Annotated in this window: 16 protein-coding genes; 10 read left to right on the forward strand and 6 right to left on the reverse strand. The window is 39.2% G+C overall.

Features of this window, described 5'->3' with window-relative positions:
• Positions 1–32 precede the first annotated feature (32 nt).
• On the reverse strand, positions 33–1,205 hold the full coding sequence (locus WA338_RS07815) for a 2-isopropylmalate synthase (RefSeq protein ID WP_272985733.1): 1,173 nt from the start codon (positions 1,203–1,205) through the stop codon (positions 33–35).
• Between the two features lie 127 nt (positions 1,206–1,332).
• Here WA338_RS07815 and WA338_RS07820 point away from each other — a divergent pair, with 127 nt between their 5' ends.
• From WA338_RS07820 to WA338_RS07830, 3 genes are all read left to right on the forward strand, one after another.
• Positions 1,333–2,895 (forward strand): hypothetical protein, encoded by a 1,563-nt coding sequence (locus tag WA338_RS07820; RefSeq protein WP_273016373.1) that lies wholly within the window; start codon positions 1,333–1,335, stop codon positions 2,893–2,895.
• Positions 2,896–2,915: 20 nt separating this feature from the next.
• Positions 2,916–3,788 carry a DMT family transporter gene (locus tag WA338_RS07825; RefSeq protein ID WP_442913212.1) on the forward strand — a complete coding sequence of 291 codons (873 nt, stop codon included), beginning with the start codon at positions 2,916–2,918 and terminating at the stop codon, positions 3,786–3,788.
• Between the two features lie 135 nt (positions 3,789–3,923).
• Complete coding sequence (locus WA338_RS07830) at positions 3,924–4,172, forward strand: hypothetical protein (RefSeq protein WP_273016372.1); 249 nt, start codon at positions 3,924–3,926, stop codon at positions 4,170–4,172.
• 51 nt (positions 4,173–4,223) lie between these two features.
• On the opposite strand, the gene WA338_RS07835 is transcribed toward WA338_RS07830, so the two are convergent.
• Together WA338_RS07835 and panB are read right to left on the reverse strand one after the other, a co-directional pair.
• On the reverse strand, positions 4,224–4,931 hold the full coding sequence (locus WA338_RS07835) for an RluA family pseudouridine synthase (RefSeq protein WP_273016385.1): 708 nt from the start codon (positions 4,929–4,931) through the stop codon (positions 4,224–4,226).
• 12 nt (positions 4,932–4,943) lie between these two features.
• Complete coding sequence (gene panB / locus WA338_RS07840) at positions 4,944–5,762, reverse strand: 3-methyl-2-oxobutanoate hydroxymethyltransferase (protein WP_009780553.1); 819 nt, start codon at positions 5,760–5,762, stop codon at positions 4,944–4,946.
• A gap of 136 nt (positions 5,763–5,898) precedes the next feature.
• On the opposite strand from panB, the gene WA338_RS07845 reads away from it, so the two are divergent.
• On the forward strand, positions 5,899–6,348 hold the full coding sequence (locus tag WA338_RS07845) for a hypothetical protein (RefSeq protein WP_009780552.1): 450 nt from the start codon (positions 5,899–5,901) through the stop codon (positions 6,346–6,348).
• Between the two features lie 260 nt (positions 6,349–6,608).
• Positions 6,609–9,899: an ankyrin repeat domain-containing protein gene (locus tag WA338_RS07850; RefSeq protein ID WP_230199294.1), complete on the forward strand. Its 3,291-nt coding sequence runs from the start codon at positions 6,609–6,611 to the stop codon at positions 9,897–9,899.
• Here WA338_RS07850 and WA338_RS07855 read toward each other — a convergent pair.
• On the reverse strand, positions 9,896–11,329 hold the full coding sequence (locus WA338_RS07855; protein ID WP_009780550.1) for an L-serine ammonia-lyase: 1,434 nt from the start codon (positions 11,327–11,329) through the stop codon (positions 9,896–9,898). The two genes, WA338_RS07850 and WA338_RS07855, sit on opposite strands and share 4 nt — an antisense overlap.
• 115 nt (positions 11,330–11,444) lie before the next feature.
• Between WA338_RS07855 and WA338_RS07860 the strand changes: the two genes are divergently transcribed.
• Both WA338_RS07860 and WA338_RS07865 read left to right on the forward strand, forming a co-directional pair.
• Positions 11,445–11,819, forward strand: a complete 375-nt coding sequence (locus WA338_RS07860; RefSeq protein ID WP_009780549.1) for a S24 family peptidase — start codon at positions 11,445–11,447, stop codon at positions 11,817–11,819.
• Positions 11,819–13,093: a Y-family DNA polymerase gene (locus WA338_RS07865; RefSeq protein ID WP_336092851.1), complete on the forward strand. Its 1,275-nt coding sequence runs from the start codon at positions 11,819–11,821 to the stop codon at positions 13,091–13,093. The genes WA338_RS07860 and WA338_RS07865 overlap by 1 nt, the downstream gene beginning before the upstream one ends.
• 1 nt (position 13,094) lies before the next feature.
• Here the strand turns inward: WA338_RS07865 and WA338_RS07870 are convergent, their stop codons facing one another.
• Entirely contained in the window at positions 13,095–13,556 is a 462-nt protein-coding gene (locus tag WA338_RS07870) for an Lrp/AsnC family transcriptional regulator (protein ID WP_009780547.1), read from the reverse strand.
• A 122-nt stretch (positions 13,557–13,678) separates the two neighbouring features.
• Here WA338_RS07870 and WA338_RS07875 point away from each other — a divergent pair, with 122 nt between their 5' ends.
• A complete protein-coding gene (locus WA338_RS07875; RefSeq protein ID WP_154648933.1) occupies positions 13,679–14,950 on the forward strand; it encodes a cystathionine gamma-synthase family protein in 1,272 nt (423 codons plus the stop codon).
• 242 nt (positions 14,951–15,192) lie between these two features.
• Positions 15,193–17,109: a molecular chaperone DnaK gene (dnaK, locus tag WA338_RS07880; RefSeq protein WP_009780545.1), complete on the forward strand. Its 1,917-nt coding sequence runs from the start codon at positions 15,193–15,195 to the stop codon at positions 17,107–17,109.
• A 198-nt stretch (positions 17,110–17,307) separates the two neighbouring features.
• Here the strand turns inward: dnaK and WA338_RS07885 are convergent, their stop codons facing one another.
• Positions 17,308–17,808, reverse strand: coding sequence for an OmpH family outer membrane protein (locus WA338_RS07885; protein ID WP_272986035.1), 501 nt, complete (start codon positions 17,806–17,808; stop codon positions 17,308–17,310).
• A 185-nt stretch (positions 17,809–17,993) separates the two neighbouring features.
• Between WA338_RS07885 and WA338_RS07890 the strand changes: the two genes are divergently transcribed.
• The gene (locus tag WA338_RS07890; protein ID WP_009780543.1) at positions 17,994–19,010 is read left to right on the forward strand and encodes a hypothetical protein; all 1,017 of its coding nucleotides are present in this window, start codon (positions 17,994–17,996) and stop codon (positions 19,008–19,010) included.
• Positions 19,011–19,450: the final 440 nt, after the last annotated feature.

The following is a 19,450-nucleotide window of genomic DNA, read 5'->3' on the forward strand; positions in this document are numbered from 1 at the left end:
AATCCTTATTTAATGATTTAATTTATAATGTGTTACGCTTCGACTTGTGTCTGAATTTTTGCCTCTTTCATGATTTCATGAATGTCTTCATCATGAATTTCTTTCTGCTTGTCGGCAAATTTAAGAAAGACCTCATAAACATCATCTAACTGAAGCTTGGTTAATTCATACCCTACTTTTTTAGAACGGTAGGCTAACGCAGCACGACCGCTACGCGCAGTAAGAATGATGGCGCTTTCGGTAACACCAACTTCTTCAGGGTCCATAATTTCGTAAGTCTCACGATTTTTGATCACACCATCTTGGTGAATTCCCGAGCTGTGAGCAAAGGCATTAGAACCTACAACCGCTTTGTTAGGTTGTACCGGCATTCCCATTTTGTCACTCACCATTTTACTGGTATCCCAAAGTAGACGTGAATTGATGTTGGTATCAAGGCCTAAGTCTGGATGTTGACGTAAGATCATCACCACTTCTTCAAGCGCTGTGTTACCGGCACGTTCACCAATTCCGTTTATAGTACATTCTATCTGGCGTGCACCATTGACCACACCGGCAATAGAGTTGGCAGTTGCAAGGCCCAGATCATTATGACAGTGGCAAGATAGAATGGCTTTATCAATACCTTTTACGTTTTCCATAAGGTATTTCATTTTTGCTCCGTATTCTTCAGGTAAGCAATATCCTGTGGTATCAGGAATGTTAAGTACTGTTGCACCTGCTTTTACAGCAGCCTCGCAAACACGCGCCAGATACTCATTATCGGTACGGCCAGCGTCTTCTGCATAAAACTCTACATCTTCAACAAATGTTTTAGCATAAGCAACAGCATCGTAAGCACGTTTAATAATGTCCTCACGATTGGACTTAAACTTGTATTTAATGTGTGAGTCGCTGGTACCAATTCCTGTGTGAATACGTGGCTTAACCGCATATTTTAAGGCTTCGGCAGCAACTTCAATATCTTTTTTTACGGCACGGGTAAGACCACACACCGTGGCGTTTTTAACCAAACGCGCAATTTCTTCAACAGATTTAAAATCACCGGGGCTAGAAATAGGGAAACCGGCCTCAATAACATCAACACCCAGCAGGTCGAGACGTTCTGCAATAATTAGCTTTTGTTGTGTGTCTAATTTACAGCCCGGGACTTGCTCCCCGTCTCTAAGCGTCGTGTCAAAAATTTGGACTTTGTTATCGGTCATAGTGCTTTTTTTCTCAATTTAAGTGTGAATATATATATTGGTAGTACTTTTGAGGAGACCAAAGCAAAATAACCTACGATGTTTAAGTAAAAACGTCTTCATTTAAATTACTTATAATCAATGTTTTATGCGTAAAATCATTACAACAGCAAATGATTCAAAAGATTCGCTTTACGTTTTGATAAAGTCGTTGTCCAAGTCAGAAAAACGACAATTTAAACTTTATGTAGGTCGCCTTGACGGAAATGCAGATTCAAAGTATTTACAGCTTTTCAACTTGCTTGATAAAATGAGCAACTATGATGAAAGCATCATTTTGAAGCAAAATATTGTCAAAAAACAACAGCTTTCTAATCTTAAAGCGCATCTCTATAAACAGATTTTGATCTCTTTGCGCTTGAGTCCGGCGCATCAAAATATTCGGGTACAAATACGTGAACAATTAGATTTTGCCACGGTGCTTTATCAAAAAGGCTTATATCAACAAAGCCTTAAATTGTTGGAGAAAGCCAAGCATATGGCGATTGAGAACGAAGAGAAAAATGTGGCCTATGAGATCGTAGAACTTGAGAAAGTCATCGAGTCGCAGTACATCACGCGCAGTATGAGCACGCGCTCAGAAGAACTTGCAAGCGAGGCAAAAATTTTGAGTCAGCAGAATTTGATGACGAGCAAGCTCTCTAATCTTTCGCTGCAACTTTATGGTTTGATGTTGAAAACGGGTTACGTGCGTAGTGACGAGGAAAAGCGTGAGATCACAGACTTTTTTACCAAGTCGATGCCCAAGTATAAAATGAGTGATTTGGGATTTCGGGAGAAGCTTTGGCTGAATAAAGCCTATCTCTGGTATAGTTTCCTGATTCAGGATTTTTTGTCGTGTTTTAAGTATGCAACGCGTTATGTAGAATTATTTGAAGAAACACCAGCGATGATCGCGCGTAATCCTGTGTTTTACCTAAAAGGAAATCATTATTTGCTAGAGTCGTTATTCTTCCTGAAACATCATACCAAATTTGAAGAAGTCCTTGCTCGGCTCGAGTCGCGATTAGCATCTACAGATTTTCCGCATAGTGATAACCTGGAGATTTTGGAGTTTCTGTATGTGTATTCTCATAAGCTGAATCACAAATTTATGGTAGGTGATTTTTCTACCGATGACGGACTTATAGAAAAGATCGAAAAATACCTGAAGCAGTCTGGGCAGCGTATGGATGAGCATCACATTATGGTGTTTTATTACAAGATCGCCAGTCTGTATTTTGGTAATGGTCAAAACAAAAAGTGCATTGAATATCTTGGTAAGATCATCAATAATAAATCGCTCAAAATGCGTGAGGATTTGATGTGTTTTGCACGTATTCTTAATTTGGTCGCGCATTATGAAGCCGGAATGGACTATCATTTGGAAACCCTGTTGAAAAGCACGTATAAATTCTTGATCAAGATGGATGATCTTCACGAGGTGCAAAAAGAGATGATCAAGTTCTTGAGAAATTTGGGAGATATTTTTCCGGGAGAGTTGAAGAATGAATTTAAAAATTTGAGAAGCAGGCTAGAGGTTTATGAAGATGACCCGTATGAGCGCCGTGCTTTTCTTTATCTTGACATTCTTTCCTGGCTTGACAGCCGGATTGAAAATCGCCCCGTTGCCGATATCATCAAAGAAAAAGCATCTTTACTTAACCGATAATTTCATTACATTTTTCTGCTTTGACGCAAACGCAAAATTCCTATTTCAAAAATATTTTACAGCTCAATCTGGCGATGCTTTTGGTAAGCACCAGCGGTGTTTTGGGGAGAGCGGTTACTTTACCGCCTGTGGTAACCATAGGTTGGCGTGCACTTTTAGCGGTCGTATTCCTGTTGCTTTTTCTAAAGTGGAAATCGATCAGTTTAACTATAGAAAAGAAGGATAGATTAAAAGTATTTCTCGGCGGAATTTTAATGGGTATCCATTGGGTGGCTTATTTCAAAGCATTGCAATTGAGCAATGTGGCGATTGGGATGCTTACCATCTTTACATACCCGGCTTTAACCAGCATTTTAGAACCTTTATTGCTGAAATTACCTTTTCAGAAAATTCACTTGTTTTTAGGATTGCTTGTACTGGCTGGCATTGCATTTCTCATTCCTGATTTTGATTTTGAAAACCAGTACACACAGGCCGTGGCGTTTGGTTTGGCTTCAGCATTAGCTTACGCCTTGCGGAATATTTTAATGAAAAAGCAAGTCGCTAAATACCACGGAAGTTTACTAATGATGTACCAAGCCTTGATCATTGGTGTTTTATTGATTCCGCTTTCATTTCAAACAAGTATGGAAGCCTTGCAAGACAATTTGATGTGGATTCTTGCCTTGGCTTTATTGACAACAGCTTTGGGACACACGCTATTTTTGCTGACCTTTAGATATTTTTCAATAACTACAGCAAGCATCATTAGTAGTGTACAGCCAGTCTATGGTATAGCTCTTGGAATTCTTTTTCTTGGGGAAGTGCCGCAGTGGGCCACATTAGTTGGTGGTTTATTAATAATTAGTGCGGTGATCATTGAGAGTTTGCGAAGTGCTAAAAGGAAGAGTTGAAAAACTCATAATCCAATGCTTTAAAAGCTGTTGTTTTTAAGTGATCTAAATTCAAATCGCTTGATTTCAGTTATTTAAATTCATTCTTACTCTGGTAAATCCTAACTTATTGAAAATAAATTTAAAACATAGGTTATGGCAATTAGATTAGGAAATAGCTGTTCAAACTGTGAAAATTTGACAGCCTCAAATCAATGTAAACTTCACGATGTTCAGGTAACTGCAGGGTATACTTGTGATAGCTTTTCGATGAAAGCAGAACTTAAAAATGATCGTAATTGTGCAAATTGTGCGCGCTTTCACGGTCCTACCTGTGCAAATCCTCAAAAGGCAGCACCAGAGATGCTTTGTTCGCACTGGGCCCCACACAATAATTTGGCATAAGTATACTCATACTCAACATAAAAAAAGCCCTTTCGACAGAAAGGGCTTTTTTTATGATAAACACGCATTCCATAGCGCATTTTCAGATGGAGGCTCGGCTATAAATGTCATTTCCTTTTTTTGTACGGGGTGCACTAAAGTTAATTTTCTTGAATGCAGGTGAATGCTTCCGTCTGGATTGCTTCGGTCAAAACCGTATTTCAAATCCCCTTTTATCGGGCAACCAATGGCCGATAATTGTGATCTAATCTGATGATGTCTTCCGGTATGCAAATCAACTTCTAATAACGTATAGTTGTTCAACTCCTTAAGCACGCGATACTCTAGAATCCCTTTTTTGCTATCAGGAACTTCGTTAACGTGACTGTACGACTTATTCTGCTTAGGATTTCGTTTTAAATAATGAACAAGCCGATCTGAAGTTTTAGGCGGAGTTTCCTTTACTAATGCCCAATAGGTTTTTTTGGCTTCTTTGGCAGCAAATAATTTGTTGAGTCGGGGTAGTGCTTTTGAAGTCCGTGCGAAGATCACAATACCACTTGTAGGGCGGTCTAACCGATGCACAACGCCCAAATAAACAGCGCCCGGCTTATTGTATTTTTCAGCAATATAGCTTTTTACAACCTCGCTAAGCGGTTTATCCCCGGTTTTGTCACCTTGCACAATATCTCCGGGTCGTTTATTAACGACAATAATGTGATTGTCCTCATAAATAACCTGAAGATTGTCTTTTGTGCTATGTATGGCTTGGTTTTTCAGTGGTGCCGCTACTTAGTATTGTTCGTCTTCCGAAGGAAAATCTACCGCTTTTACGTCGGTAATATATTGCTCAAAAGCTCCGGTCATTAACGTATGAAGATCTAAATATCTACGTAAAAATCGCGGACTAAATTCTTTGCTCATCCCAAGCATATCGTGCATTACGAGCACTTGGCCATCAACACCGTTACCGGCACCAATGCCTATTACAGGAATGGTAAGACTTTCAGCTACTTCTTTAGCCAATTTGCTCGGTACTTTCTCAAGAACGACCGCAAAGCAGCCTAATTTTTCAAGGAGTAGCGCATCTTCTTTCAGTTTTTGTGCTTCAGCTTCTTCCTTAGCGCGTACGGTGTAGGTACCAAATTTATAAATAGATTGTGGTGTCAAACCTAAGTGTCCCATCACTGGAATTCCTGCGTGTAAAATACGTTTGATAGACTCTTTAATTTCTTTTCCGCCTTCTAGTTTTAACGCGTGACCACCGCTTTCTTTCATAATACGAATTGCAGAACGAAGCGCTTCTTTAGGATCACTTTGGTAGGTTCCAAAAGGAAGATCAACCACTACCAGCGAGCGTTTTATTGCGCGAATAACTGACGAAGCGTGATAGATCATTTGGTCTAAAGTGATAGGTAGCGTGGTCTCATGGCCCGCCATCACGTTGGATGCAGAGTCTCCTACGAGGATTACATCGATTCCTGCACGGTCTAGAATTTTGGCTGTAGTATAGTCATACGCGGTAAGCATTGCGATTTTCTCACCTTGACTTTTCATTTCGGTTAAAGACTTAACCGTAATTCTTTTGTATTCTTTTTTTGCTGCTGACATAGCACAATTTTTAAATGCGCGTAAAAGTAGTAAATTACTCACGTATTGCCCCACAAAGTAAGCGTTGATATCAGCGACAATCAGCAGGTCAATGCAAAACCTTGTATTCCAATAAAAATTTAAAACCTATACTACTGTGAAAACAATTTTTACACTCATCTGTATCCTTTCCTTTTTTAATCTGAAGGCACAAGAGCCAGAACAAGCTAAGGAAGTAGTGGTAGCCTTTTTTAATGCCTTTCATCAGCAGGACACGCTGGCGATGAAAGAATTGATGTATGATTCAGTAAAGATGCAATCTATTGGGATGAGTAAAGACGGAGAGTTAAAACTTTCTACAAGCAGTTTTGATTCCTTTCTCAAGTCAATCGCCGGCATACCGGAAAATGTAAATTTTGAAGAGCGTATTCTCGACTATCAAACCCGTTCTGATGCGCTTATGGCCAATGTGTGGACGCCTTATGAATTCTATATCAATAGTGAGTTAAGCCATTGCGGTGTCAATAATTTTCAAATGATCTGGGATGAAGGTTCTTGGAAAATATTCTATATCGTTGACACCAGAAACCGGCAAAGCTGTGACTAAACTGCCCTAGTTAAGCCGCAAGCATTGATGAGAAAAATGTTTATTTTCGAAGCAAGCCTCAGAACATTTAAGTCTCGATTATAGTGTAAATAGCTTGGTGTATTTCAGGTATTTAACTATCTTCAAAGTCCCTTAATAATCCCCTCTTAGCGTTAATAGTAAACTTATAGACCGTGAGGGCTTCTCGTCATTTTTATTATACATTTTTTCTTTTAAGCCTCAATTTTTGCTTTGCACAGCAAAGCTTAGATTCCTTGAAAGTGCCTGGATTTAGTGTGGATATTCGCTTCTTAGATGTGCTAGATCCTGCTCGTAAATCGGTTATTGGTCCAAAAAAAGGTGAAATTTTTGAGCAGGTAGCTTTTGATGAAATTGCAAAAATAAAGACGCCAGGTGATTCAGAATTACGTTTTGAATTTATACAAACCGCTCACGATTTTGAACATACTATTCTTAGTACTCAAGCAGAAGGTCTTCCCGTCTCTGCACATTTTTCGCAAGCGTACAAGGGCACTGCAGATGCTGAAAAAAACAACAAGCAGCTTTATGTTTATACCTTACGAAAAAAAGCCTTATTTGCGAAAAAACTACCTAAAATAGCGCTTTCAGAAGGTTTTAAGGATGCAGTCATGCGGCTTGGTCGTGATGTGACTGCCGAAGGTTTTTTGAGTTGGTTTGGAACGCACTATACTACAGAAGTTACGTATGGCGGATTTTTTCTTACCCGTAATAGCATCAATTCTACAGATTTTATCAATTCACCACATTCTGAAGAGGTGTTTAAAACCAAATTACGCATCGCTATAGGTGAGCAACAACGTGGTGAGGTACTGACTGATCCTTATATTCCATTAGGTGAGCCGCAACGCTTTACTCGAGGTGGAAACCCAAATGAGTTTTGGGACAAACGCTGGGAGCAAACGCTCAATCCTAAAAATGCGGTGATCATTGCCGCTCAATATGCCGAACTTTCTGAGTTGCTCACGGTTCAAAATTTTCCTGAAATTGAGGATCTACAGAAAAAGAAAGCCTTGCTTCAAAAAGCAATTGATCACGCAAAGGCTAAAGTGAAAAGTTGGCAGGCTCAAGAAAGCTCTTCGTCCTTCTTTCAGAAATATTCCTTGCAGTTTCGGCAAAAGGTGATTTCAGTGGTTAAAAATAGTACGGGATCGGCTGAAGAAGCTTCGCGCACCAATTATGTAGGCGATCTTTTCTTTGGAAGTTTTAAGGCCAACGGCGACCCTATGACGTCTAAACCGCTGATAGAATATCAGGGAATCGATTTAAATACCTTGCTCACCGATGAGGAGATTGCACTGAATAGAGTACTTGATTTTACGGTCTCTCCCGAGGAACTCAAAGGTGCTTACGTAAGTATATGGGACGACACAAAGAAACTGGTCAAGGGAGATCAAAGAACGACATTACTCATTAGCGGGCCAGAAACCGCTAGGACATCTTTTAAAGAGGCATTGCTCCAGCCGGTAGTTAAAGAAGTTCAAATCACTACCATCGATAAGGATGTATTTACCATTAAATACAGTTTAGAGCAAGTCAAAGAGAACACGACCATCGTAGCATCAGGCAATTTTTATAATTATGCTTTAGATTCAGAATTGGTTTCGGCAGCTGCACGAGGAGATACGACAGCACTGACTGAAAAGTATTTCAACGGAGCTTCGCGCAGTGTAAATGGTGTTGTTGCCGCTGCAGTGCAGAATTTTGAAGATGCTCAAGTGCTTAATAGGATTTTTGATTTAGGAGTACGACCTACAATAAGCGATCTGGATATGGTTTTTGATCCGGATTATTTCAGTAAAGCAAAGGCTTTAGCTTTGCTAGAACGGGGTGCAAAACCAAAGAATAATATGATATTTAAAGCGGTTGCTTTCAGTGCTCCAGAGGTGATTTATGCCTTGCTCAGAGAAGGTGCAAAACCGGTAAATAATGATGTTGCATTTGCGGTTAGAAATAAAGATTACAAAGCGGTAAAAGCTTTAATGAGCGATGAGATCACCCATTTTACTGCAGATACTGAAATGTTAGCGTTAGCAGTTACCCATGGGGATACTGATCTTGTGCAACAGTTTATTGAATTTGGAGCCGAAGCGAATGCGACAATTTTAGCTGAAGCTTTACACGTTGAAGATACACTGATCCTCAACCAAATTCGAAACGTGACGCCAGCATCTACTCAGGTTTTCGAAGTTATTACCGAAGCTGATAATACAGAGCTTTTTACTTATTTTACGAAGAAAGAAGGAGCGCAGTTATCAAATAAGGTCATAACTACCGCAATCTCTAATAATAACCTAGAGATTTTAGCGCTGGCTTTAGAACAAAAAAACTGGGCTGATTATGCTTTAGAACAAGCTATTACTTTAAAAAATACAGCTTCAATTAGATTGAGTTTGGAAAAAGGCGCTAATGTAGATTCGGTTTTTACATACGCGGCAACAGAAAACGATTTTTCTCTTTTTAAAGAAAGTCTAGATCGTTTTCAAGGAAATCCCAAAGCGGCCTTGGCTGTTGCTGTTGACTATAATAAAACTGATTTTGTAAAGTATGTTTTTCAGCAGAAAGAGGCAGAAGTAGATGCCGGTAAACATTTAGCTAGTGTCGTCAAAAATGGAAATCAAGAATTGGTTGAGTTGTTGATCTCAAAAGATGCAGATCCGCAATTGGGCCTCGAGGTAGCTGTACTTTCGGGCAATAGCATTATAGTAGCGTATTTGATTGAAAAGGGAGCCGTTGTAAAAAATCCTGATCTGCTTAAAATTGCATCGAACGTCAAGGACGTTCAGCTTACTAAAGTGTTACTTGAAACACGCCAGATCAACCCAGATTCGATAATGATAGACTTGATCGAGTTGAAGGACCCCCAACTTGTAGAAACCAATTTGAACTACGGTGCGCAGGTCAATTCAGCAGCCCTAACCACCGCAATTGATTCTAAGAACGAAGCAATCGCTCTAAAACTGATGGAGCGTGCCGAAGATTCACTCTTGACCAATACACTCCTTCTTAATGCAGTCCAGAATCAAATGCCAGTTGTGGTATCTCACTTAATAGATCGTTTAAACGCAGCCGATTATGCGTATAAGGTTGCCTTAGATGCGAAACAAATCGATCTGTTAAAACTGGCTATTGCTAAAGGTGGGATCCCTGCTGAGGAAGATATTTTTAAAGCATTAAAATCTGATTTTAAAGAGGCAGTGCCGGTAATGTTAGCGACAGGTCTCAATGCTAAAACCAAAGACAATGAAGGCAACACTGTATTGCATTTTGTTGTTTATAAAGCGCAGGATCAAGATGTAGCACTCGTAGACCAACTTTTAAATTTTGGGTTGAATATCAACGCCAAAAATAAAATAGGAGAGACGCCACTGCATTGGGCTGTAAAAGGTGGCAGCCCTAATAAAAAAATCATTCTAAAATTACTAGAAAAAGGTGCTCTAGCCGAAGCTCAAACGGTCAAAAAACAAACGGTTTTTGATTACGCACAAGATAGAAGCATCAAGCAACTCTTAAAAGATAGTGTTTACCGCTAGCAATCGCTTAACGCTACATTTACTGCCAGACCACCTTCACTGGTTTCCTTATATTTTGAATTCATATCCTTTGCGGTTTGCCACATCGTCTCAATGACTTTGTCAAGTGGGACTTTAGCATTTTTTGCATCGGTGTCTAATGCCATTTCACAGGCATTTATGGCTTTTATCGCACCCATTGCGTTGCGCTCAATACAGGGTATTTGTACTAATCCTGCAATGGGATCACATGTGAGTCCTAAGTGATGTTCCATAGCGATCTCACTTGCCATTAAAACCTGCTCGGGAGTACCGCCCATCAATTCGGTTAAGGCACCGGCTGCCATTGCGCTTGAAACTCCGATTTCAGCTTGACAGCCTCCCATTGCTGCAGAAATAGTAGCACCTTTTTTAAACAAACTACCAATCTCACCGGCAACCAACATAAATTGTCTAATATCTTCAAAGTTTGCATCGTGATTCTCAATAACCATATAATACATCATCACGGCGGGAATCACACCCGCACTACCATTTGTGGGAGCAGTTACCACCCGACCTAGCGAAGCGTTTACTTCATTTACAGCAAGCGCAAAGCAGGAAACCCACTTGAGAATTTGTCTAAATTTTACTTCGGTGCCGCGTATGGCGGTAATCCATTCTTCGGCGTTATTGTAGGCGCAGTCGCCTATCAGATTCTTATGTGAGTCAAATGCCCTACGACGTACGTTGAGTCCGCCCGGTAAAGTGCCCTCGGTGTGGCAGCCGGTATACATAGAGTCGAGCATTACCTTCCAGATTTCCTTCAGTCTAAAATTGATTTCCTCTTCAGAAGCCAGCGATTTTTCGTTTTCAAGAACGAGTTCTGAGATCTTTAAGTTTTCAGCATTACAAAACGCCAGTAATTCTTTTCCAGACTGTATGGGATAGGGAAAACTCTTTAATAATTTTTGCTTGGCTTTAGCGCGTTTGCGTTCTTCTTGAACTACAAAACCACCACCAATAGAGTAGAACGTGTCTGTGGTACGTTTACCTGAGCTTAACAACGCTCTAAACGTGATTCCGTTAGGATGAAAGGGTTTGAATTTCTTGTTGAAAATAATTTGAGTTTCAGCATCAAATTCAATGGGACGCTCGCTGTTAAAGCTTAATTGTTTCTCATTTTTAATACGATCTATAACACCACTGATATCTTCAATAGGAAACTTTTGCGGGTCAAGACCTTCTAAACCTAGAAGAACAGCAATGTCTGTTGCGTGACCTTTTCCTGTGAGAGTCAAGGAGCCGTATAGTTCTACCGTGATTTTTTCAACTTTATCAAAATTGTTCTTTTTCTTCAATTTGGTAATCCACCTGCGGGCAGCGCGCCACGGACCTAAAGTATGGGAACTGGAAGGGCCAACGCCTATCTTCAACATATCAAAAACACTGATGCTTTCTATTTTGCGCATATGAGAAATTTGGTTTCAAATATAGAATAATTAGCATAGCTGAAATTGAAATAGCACATTTGTTAATTAACAGGATTAAATCCATTAATTAGGAATATTTCCATAATTTTGATTTATGGAATTTGAAGATGTAGCACGCGTACAGGTACCCGACGAAGTACACCAGGCAGGAAGTTCAGAGCAAACAGGCTTTCCTAGTCCGGCAACACACTATTTAGAGAGTCGCATTGATCTTAATCGTATTTTAACCCGTAACCGAGATGCTACTTTTTTTATACGCGTTAAAGGCGATGGATACAGAGAATTTCAAATAAATAATGGTGATGTTCTTATAGTTGATAGATCTATGGTTGCTTCTCGCGGTAAACTCGCTGTAGTAGTAAAAGATGGTGAATTTAAGATTGTTAAATTTAATAGGAATGAGACTTCAGGAGAAACGGAAGAGCAATTGCTTTGGGGTGTGATTACCTATGTTATACATCAGATATAATGATTGCACTAGTAGATTGCAATAGTTTTTATGCTTCTTGTGAGCAGGTTTTTCGTCCAGATTTATGGGGAAAACCGGTGGTTGTATTGAGTAATAATGATGGCTGTGTGATTGCAGCCAATAAGGAAGCTAAGGCTCTTACTGATATACCTATGTTTGAACCTGTTTTTAAGATCAAAAAACTATTGATTGAAAATCAGGTTGAGTTTTTTTCTTCTAATTACACATTGTATGGCGAGATGTCCCAGCGCGTGATGAATACGTTGAAACTCTTTTCTCCGGAAGTAGAGATTTACAGTATAGATGAATCTTTTGTTGATTTATCGAATATGCGCTTTGTAGATCTGCGGCAGTATGGGGCTTCTATCAAAGAAACCGTATTTCGCTATACAGGTTTACCCGTTGGCGTAGGTATTGCACCAACCAAAGTTTTAGCAAAGCTGGCAAACAGAATGGCTAAAAAGATTGAAAACTATGACCACGTTTGTGTGCTTGATAACCAAGCAAAATGCATTCAGGCTTTAAAACACGCAGAATTAAAAGATATTTGGGGTATTGGTAAAAAGCACCGAGAGCGCCTTAATAAAAAAGGCATTTTTATGGCCTATCAATTTGCTTATGAAGTTTCGCTAGACTGGGTTCGGAAAAATATGACGGTAGTAGGGGAGCGTATCTGGCGTGAATTACGCGGTGAGTCTTGCTTATCTTTAGAGACATTGCCCCGAGCAAAAAAGGCGATAGGCACTGCAAAATCCTTTGGTTCAAAACTCACCAGCCTTGATTTAATTGAAGAAGCCTGTGCCTATTATATCGCTGAGGTAAGCGAGGTTTTGAGAAAACAAAAATCTTGTGCTCAATATATACAGGTGTTTTTGCAAACCAATTATCACAGCGAGCGCGACAAGCAATATTCTAAAAGTATCACAGTGACTTTGCCTACAGCATCAAATAACACCTATATACTCACCCGTGAGGCTAAAAAAGCTCTTTATAGTATTTACAAACCGGATTATCGCTACAAAAAGGTAGGTGTTAATTTAAGCGGACTTATTCCACAAGAATATGTACAGACCAGTTTGTTTGATGCAAAAATTCCTGCCTCTCGCACCGATCTTATGAATACGATAGATAAGATCAACCAGAAATTTGGAAAATCAACGGTCTCTTCAGCATTGGTTGGTAATCGTATGAATCAATGGGAATTGATTAAAAATGATCGTAGTCCGCGGTACACCACCCAATGGGGTGAGCTGCTTACGATTGATGCATATTAATTTAAAAAATAGGTATCACTGTAGATCGCTTTACTTCATTTAAAACAAAGGTGCTTTTTATTTGAGAAACATTAGGCAAGGCTGCCAGCTTCCCTGATGAAAAAGTATGATACGCCTGTAAATCTTTAACCACAACTTTAAGTAAAAAGTCGTTGGCACCACCCATCAGATAACATTCGACCACTTCAGGAATATTGGCTATGGCCTTGTCAAATGATTCTAAAGCATCTAGCTTTTGACTTTCAAGGGAAACAGAGCAGAAAACCACCATGGCAGTATCTAATTTGGTGGTGTCAAGAACACCCACATACTTCTTAATTATGCCTTCCTGATCATACCTTTTTATGCGTTCGTAAATAGGCGTTTTGGTAAGATTCAGTTGTGAAGCAACCTCTTTAATATTGGTCTTACTATCTTCTTGAAGAATGGCTAACAATTTTTTATCTGTATCATCTAGTTTCATAGTGGGAAAATTTCCGTTGGAAGCGCTTTAAATGGTTGTATTAAACAATAAATTCCTGTTAAAATTATAAAAAAAGGAATTATTATTGATTTAATCATTAATGCAGAAATGGAGTATTGTAAATGGTAATTTTACCAAACAATTTAAAAACTACAACTATGCATCCTGAAAGTCTAATGATGACCCATGGCTATAAGCCCGAACTCTCTGAAGGCGCGATAAAGCCACCTGTTTTTCAAACTTCAACTTTTGTATTTAAAACAGCCGAAGCCGGAAAAGCTTTTTTTGAAGTGGCTTACGGCTTGCGTGAAAAAGCAGATCAGGAAGAATTGGGTCTTATTTACAGCCGCATCAACAATCCCAATCTTGAGATTTTAGAAGACCGTTTGGCGCTTTGGGATAAGGCAGATCAATGTGCGGTTTTTGAAAGTGGGATGTCTGCCATAAGTACGGTATTGCTTGAATTTTTGAAGCCTGGCGATATGTTGTTGTACAGCCGACCAACTTATGGTGGGACCGATCATTTTATCAATCACTTTTTAAAGGAAATAGGAGTAGAGTCCATAGGTTTCAGACCTGATCATAGTGAAGAGGATATTGCTCAACTTATAGAAGAAAGTGGAAAGGCCGATAAGCTCAGTTTAATTTACATTGAAACTCCGGCGAATCCAACGAACGAACTTATAGACATTGTGATGTGTCGCAGATTGGCAGATCGCTTTAGCAGCAATGCTAAAAAAGTTTATTTGGCTACAGACAATACTTATATGGGACCTTTGTGGTGTAGTCCGTTGGAGCACGGTGCAGATATTGTGATGTATTCAGCAACCAAATATTTGGGAGGCCATAGTGACCTGATCGCAGGCGCTGTTTTAGGTGGTGACGAAGTGATGCAACGCATTAAAGTTTTGCGTACATTTTTAGGGAATATGGCTAGTCCGCATACTTGCTGGTTATTGCTACGTAGTTTAGAAACCTTGAAAGTACGTATGGAGCAGCAAGCGCGCACCGCAGAGCGAGTTGCCCAATACCTAATGAAACATCCTAAAATTTTGAAAGTATATTATTTGGGGTGCTTACCTAAAGATTCTGATGCTTATTCACTTTATAAAAGACAATATACTTCTCCGGGAGCCATGATTGCTTTTGAGGTTAAGGGTAAAGAAGCCGAAGCTTTTAAATTTCTGAACAGTCTTAAACTGGTAAAATTAGCAGTAAGCTTGGGTAGTACCGAAAGTTTAGGGCAGCATCCAGCCACAATGACCCACGTGGGGCTTGATCCTGAAATAAAAGAATTTATGGGTATCAACGAGCGACTGGTTCGTCTTTCTATAGGTCTAGAACACGAAGAAGATCTTATTATGGATATTGAAAATGCGTTACGTCAGGTTTAAGGTTATTTGTTTTCTGTTTACTGTTTAAAACAAAATCGTTTGCATTTCTAACATCTCTGGTTTCGAGTCTAATTGATTCAGTTCATATTTCCGTAGCAAACCTATACGCATTGAGCGCATTTTTGCAGACTTGCTGACTTGCCATTAAAGAAATTCTGACAGCTTGTCAGCAAATTTCTAGTGGCACAAAGATTGACTTTAACAGGCTGAACAAAAATTAATAACACTTAAAATTATATATAATGAGTAAAATCATAGGAATTGATTTAGGTACAACTAACTCTTGTGTTGCCGTGATGGAAGGTAACGAGCCGGTGGTTATACCTAATGCAGAGGGTAAAAGAACTACCCCTTCTGTAATAGCATTTGTAGAAGGAGGAGAAATTAAAGTAGGAGATCCTGCAAAGAGACAAGCTGTAACAAACCCAACCAAAACGATTTCTTCTATCAAGCGTTTTATGGGGAATAAATTTAGCGAGTCTTCTAAAGAGGTTGAAGCTTCTGCTTACCAAGTGGTAAAAGGAGATAACGATACTCCTCGTGTAGACATCGACGGTCGTTTATATACTCCACAAGAACTTTCAGCAATGATTCTTCAAAAAATGAAGAAAACAGCTGAAGATTATTTAGGTCAGGAAGTAACCGGAGCCGTAATTACTGTTCCTGCTTACTTTAACGATTCTCAACGTCAAGCAACAAAAGAAGCTGGTGAGATTGCAGGTCTTAAAGTAGAGCGTATCATCAACGAGCCTACGTCTGCAGCACTTGCTTACGGTCTTGATAAGAAAGATAGTGATCAAAAAATTGTTGTATTTGACTTTGGTGGTGGTACACATGACGTTTCTATCCTAGAATTAGGTGACGGTGTATTTGAAGTACTTGCTACTGATGGTGATACACACTTAGGTGGTGATGATGTAGATAGCAAAATCATCAACTGGTTAGCTGAAGAATTTAAGGCAGAAGAAGATATGGATCTTCGTAAGGATCCTATGGCACTTCAACGTTTAAAAGAAGCTGCTGAAAAAGCAAAAATTGAGCTTTCTTCTTCAAATCAAACTGAAATTAACTTGCCTTACGTAACAGCTACTGCAAGCGGACCAAAACACTTGGTACGTACATTAACTCGTTCTAAGTTTGAGCAGTTGATTGACGATCTAGTAAAAAGAACTATTGAGCCTTGTGAGTCTGCGCTTAAAGCAGCAGGTCTTTCTAAGAGCGATATCGACGAGATTATTCTTGTAGGTGGTTCTACACGTATACCTGCAGTTCAAGAAGCTGTTGAGAAATTCTTTAACAAGAAGCCAAGTAAAGGAGTAAATCCTGATGAGGTTGTAGCAGTAGGTGCAGCAATTCAAGGTGGTGTTTTAACTGGTGATGTAAAAGATGTATTATTATTAGATGTAACGCCACTTTCTTTAGGTATTGAAACTATGGGTGGTGTGATGACTAAGTTGATCGAAGCAAACACTACGATCCCAACGAAGAAGTCTCAGGTATTCTCAACTGCAGCTGATAACCAACCAAGTGTTGAAATCCACGTACTGCAAGGTGAGCGTCCAATGGCAAATGACAACAAAACAATTGGTCGTTTCCACTTAGACGGTATTCCACCAGCACAGCGTGGTACTCCTCAAATTGAAGTTACTTTTGATATTGATGCAAACGGTATCATCAAAGTAAGTGCAGAGGATAAAGCGACTGGTAAGAAACAAGATATCAGAATTGAAGCTTCTTCAGGTTTAACAGAAGAAGAAATTCAAAAGATGAAATCTGAAGCGGAGGCAAATGCAGAAGCAGATGCAAAAGCTAAAGAGAAAGTAGATAAATTGAATGAAGCAGATCAAATGGTTTTTCAAACTGAAAAACTATTGAAAGAATCTGGTGATAAATTATCTGCAGATAACAAAACCAAAATCGAAGGTGCTTTAGAAGAATTGAAAAAGGCGCACGCTACCGGAGAGGTAGAAAAAGTACAGCCTGCTCTAGATAACTTGAATGAGATCTGGAAGTCAGCTTCTGAAGAGATTTACAAAGCTCAAGCTGAAGCGCAAGGCGGAGCACAACCGGGACCAGATGCTGGTCAAGCAGCCGGTGGTGATGCTGAAGGATCTTCAGGAAGTGATGTAGAAGACGTAGATTTTGAAGAGGTTAAGTAAACCTTCATAATTTGAGAGTAACCAATTAGATTGGTTGTTTAATACTAGAAAGCCCGATGCTAATGCATCGGGCTTTTTTATTGGCACCGCCAAAGGGTTCAATACTCCGAGGCTTGCCCTAAGGTAGTTTACGGGTGTCGCTAACAGGTATAATACCTAGGGCGCTTGTCTTAATTTTTTTAGAATCGGGAGCTTTAATTACATTCCCAAAGCTCGTTTAACTTCAGACATTAAATCTTTTCCTTTGGCCATAACGAGTCCGGCGTCCTTAGAAGAATCTAAGACGTAAAGAAAGCCAAGGTTATCGGCAACCTTTGTTACGAGATCGCGTGCTTGTTGCTTGATAGGATCAAAAAGAACCTTTCTTTTTTCTGCGATTTGTTTTTCAATATTTTGCTGGGTTTGCGCAAGATTACGTTCAATGAGTTCGAGATCGCTTTTTCGCTTTTCATTTTCCGCAGGAGAAAGCGTAGATTCTTCATCTTCATATTTTACAAACTTCGCTTGATACTCACGGTACGAAGTTTCAAAATCACGTTGATAAGCTTGTCTTAGTCGGTTAAGCTCGGCTTCAGCTTGTGAGGTTTGTGGCATAAGATTGATTACTTCTTCCATATTGACGTGGGCAACAGTTCCCTGTGCTGATGCGATGCTGCTCACGGTAAGTAATAAAAGGAAGGCAAGGTGCTTAAATTTCATATTTGGGGATATTTCAATTTTAATTCGTTATTCAGCGTATGTTTTAAAGACGCTTGTTTCTTAGATGCGTTTCAATATTTAGGCCAAAACTCAAAATATTCTTAAACCTACGGCTTAATGTTTTGGTTCTTTGCAATTTTACGATTTTAAAAATCTATTTCCGTACATCACATATCTGCTATTCTATGAGTTTTACACTACACCGTATTTTTTCTGTTATTTTCTTTTTAGGTGCTTTGGTTTGTTTTGGTCAAAACAGTAAGTCAGCAAAAGGCTTTAAGGACTATTTCCCTATTGCTGAAAGACCTTTTTTGGCAGCAGGATCTGGTAATAATCCTTATGAACGCATACTTCTAGAGGCAAAACCTGTGGTGTATTACAGTATTTATAATGACATAAGAGAAGCGCTTAATCGAGATACGATAGTTGCCGGTGATGCGGTGTATTTGAGTATTCAGCCGCATTTGCGTATTTATGATGCCAATTCAAAACCTGTGAAAACTCCGTCGTACAAAGCTTTTATGGGCTGGCAATCGATCATTAAAACCGAAAACAACAATTTTTTAACTGCAGCAATAGAAAGTGGGCATTATTCTAATGGTCAAAGCAAATCGGCTTTTAGTGAAGATTTTGAGGATAATACCCCGGAGAGTAGGGCACTTTATGAGGATATCACAGATGATACGAATCTTGCTGAAATACTCAATCGTTCTTCAGGTAATTTTTCTACCAATCTCACACGACTCTCTTTAAATTACCGCATCAATACCTTTGATGAAGACAACTATCCCTTGCAATCGCATTCCTTTACAATTGCTTACCAAATTTATCATAATCGTTTTTTGGGTGTGTTTCAGTTTGGAGGCTACAATCCAGAAGACATCAACATCTACGGAAGGCATCAAATTGAGGCCTGGTATGAGTTTACATCACATTTAAAGAAAATGCGTTACAGTTTAACTCAGCGTGTTTTCTTACATCCTGATGTACATCCTTCTGCTGAAATTTATAGATCAGAGACCAGTGCCACTTTGTATCCCTGGGATGGCGATTTGGGAATTATGGCGCGTTTTAGCTTTGGTTTTGATGATTACAATTATCGTTTTGTTGACAGCTATCCACGGTTTTCTGTTGGATTGACTTGGGATTGGTTTACACCGTTTGTCGTCAAACCAAGAAAAATGCAGGTTCCGCAACAGTAAAAATGATTTACTTTTCTTACTTCAGGAAGATTTAGAAAGGAATATAGAAGTGTTCAGAATAATGTATTAAAAATAATAGAATAGAAGGAATTTTAAGCCTTACAATCAAGAGATCTGCTATATAAACTGAATTGTGTATGCTTGTGAATACTTTTAAAAGAATGCTTTAGTTATTTCGGTATAACTATAGACCATTTTTTTTTGATGCCGGGTCTTTTTTTAACCAAGTAGTGATGCTTTAAATTAAAAGGCTAGGGGTTAGAGCGGATACAAGCAATGAATCGAAAAAGCAGATAGGGTATAGAACCTTTAGTAGCCAAAACTAAAAAAGTCTGCACCGAAGTAACAGACTTTTTTCCAACTTATGTCCCGTCCTGAAATAAGTTGACACAAATTCGACTTATTTATGAAAGACTCAGAAGGAGCTGAGAAGAAACGCA

Source organism: Leeuwenhoekiella sp. CH_XMU1409-2 (assembly GCF_037029365.1).
Lineage (GTDB): Bacteria > Bacteroidota > Bacteroidia > Flavobacteriales > Flavobacteriaceae > Leeuwenhoekiella > Leeuwenhoekiella blandensis.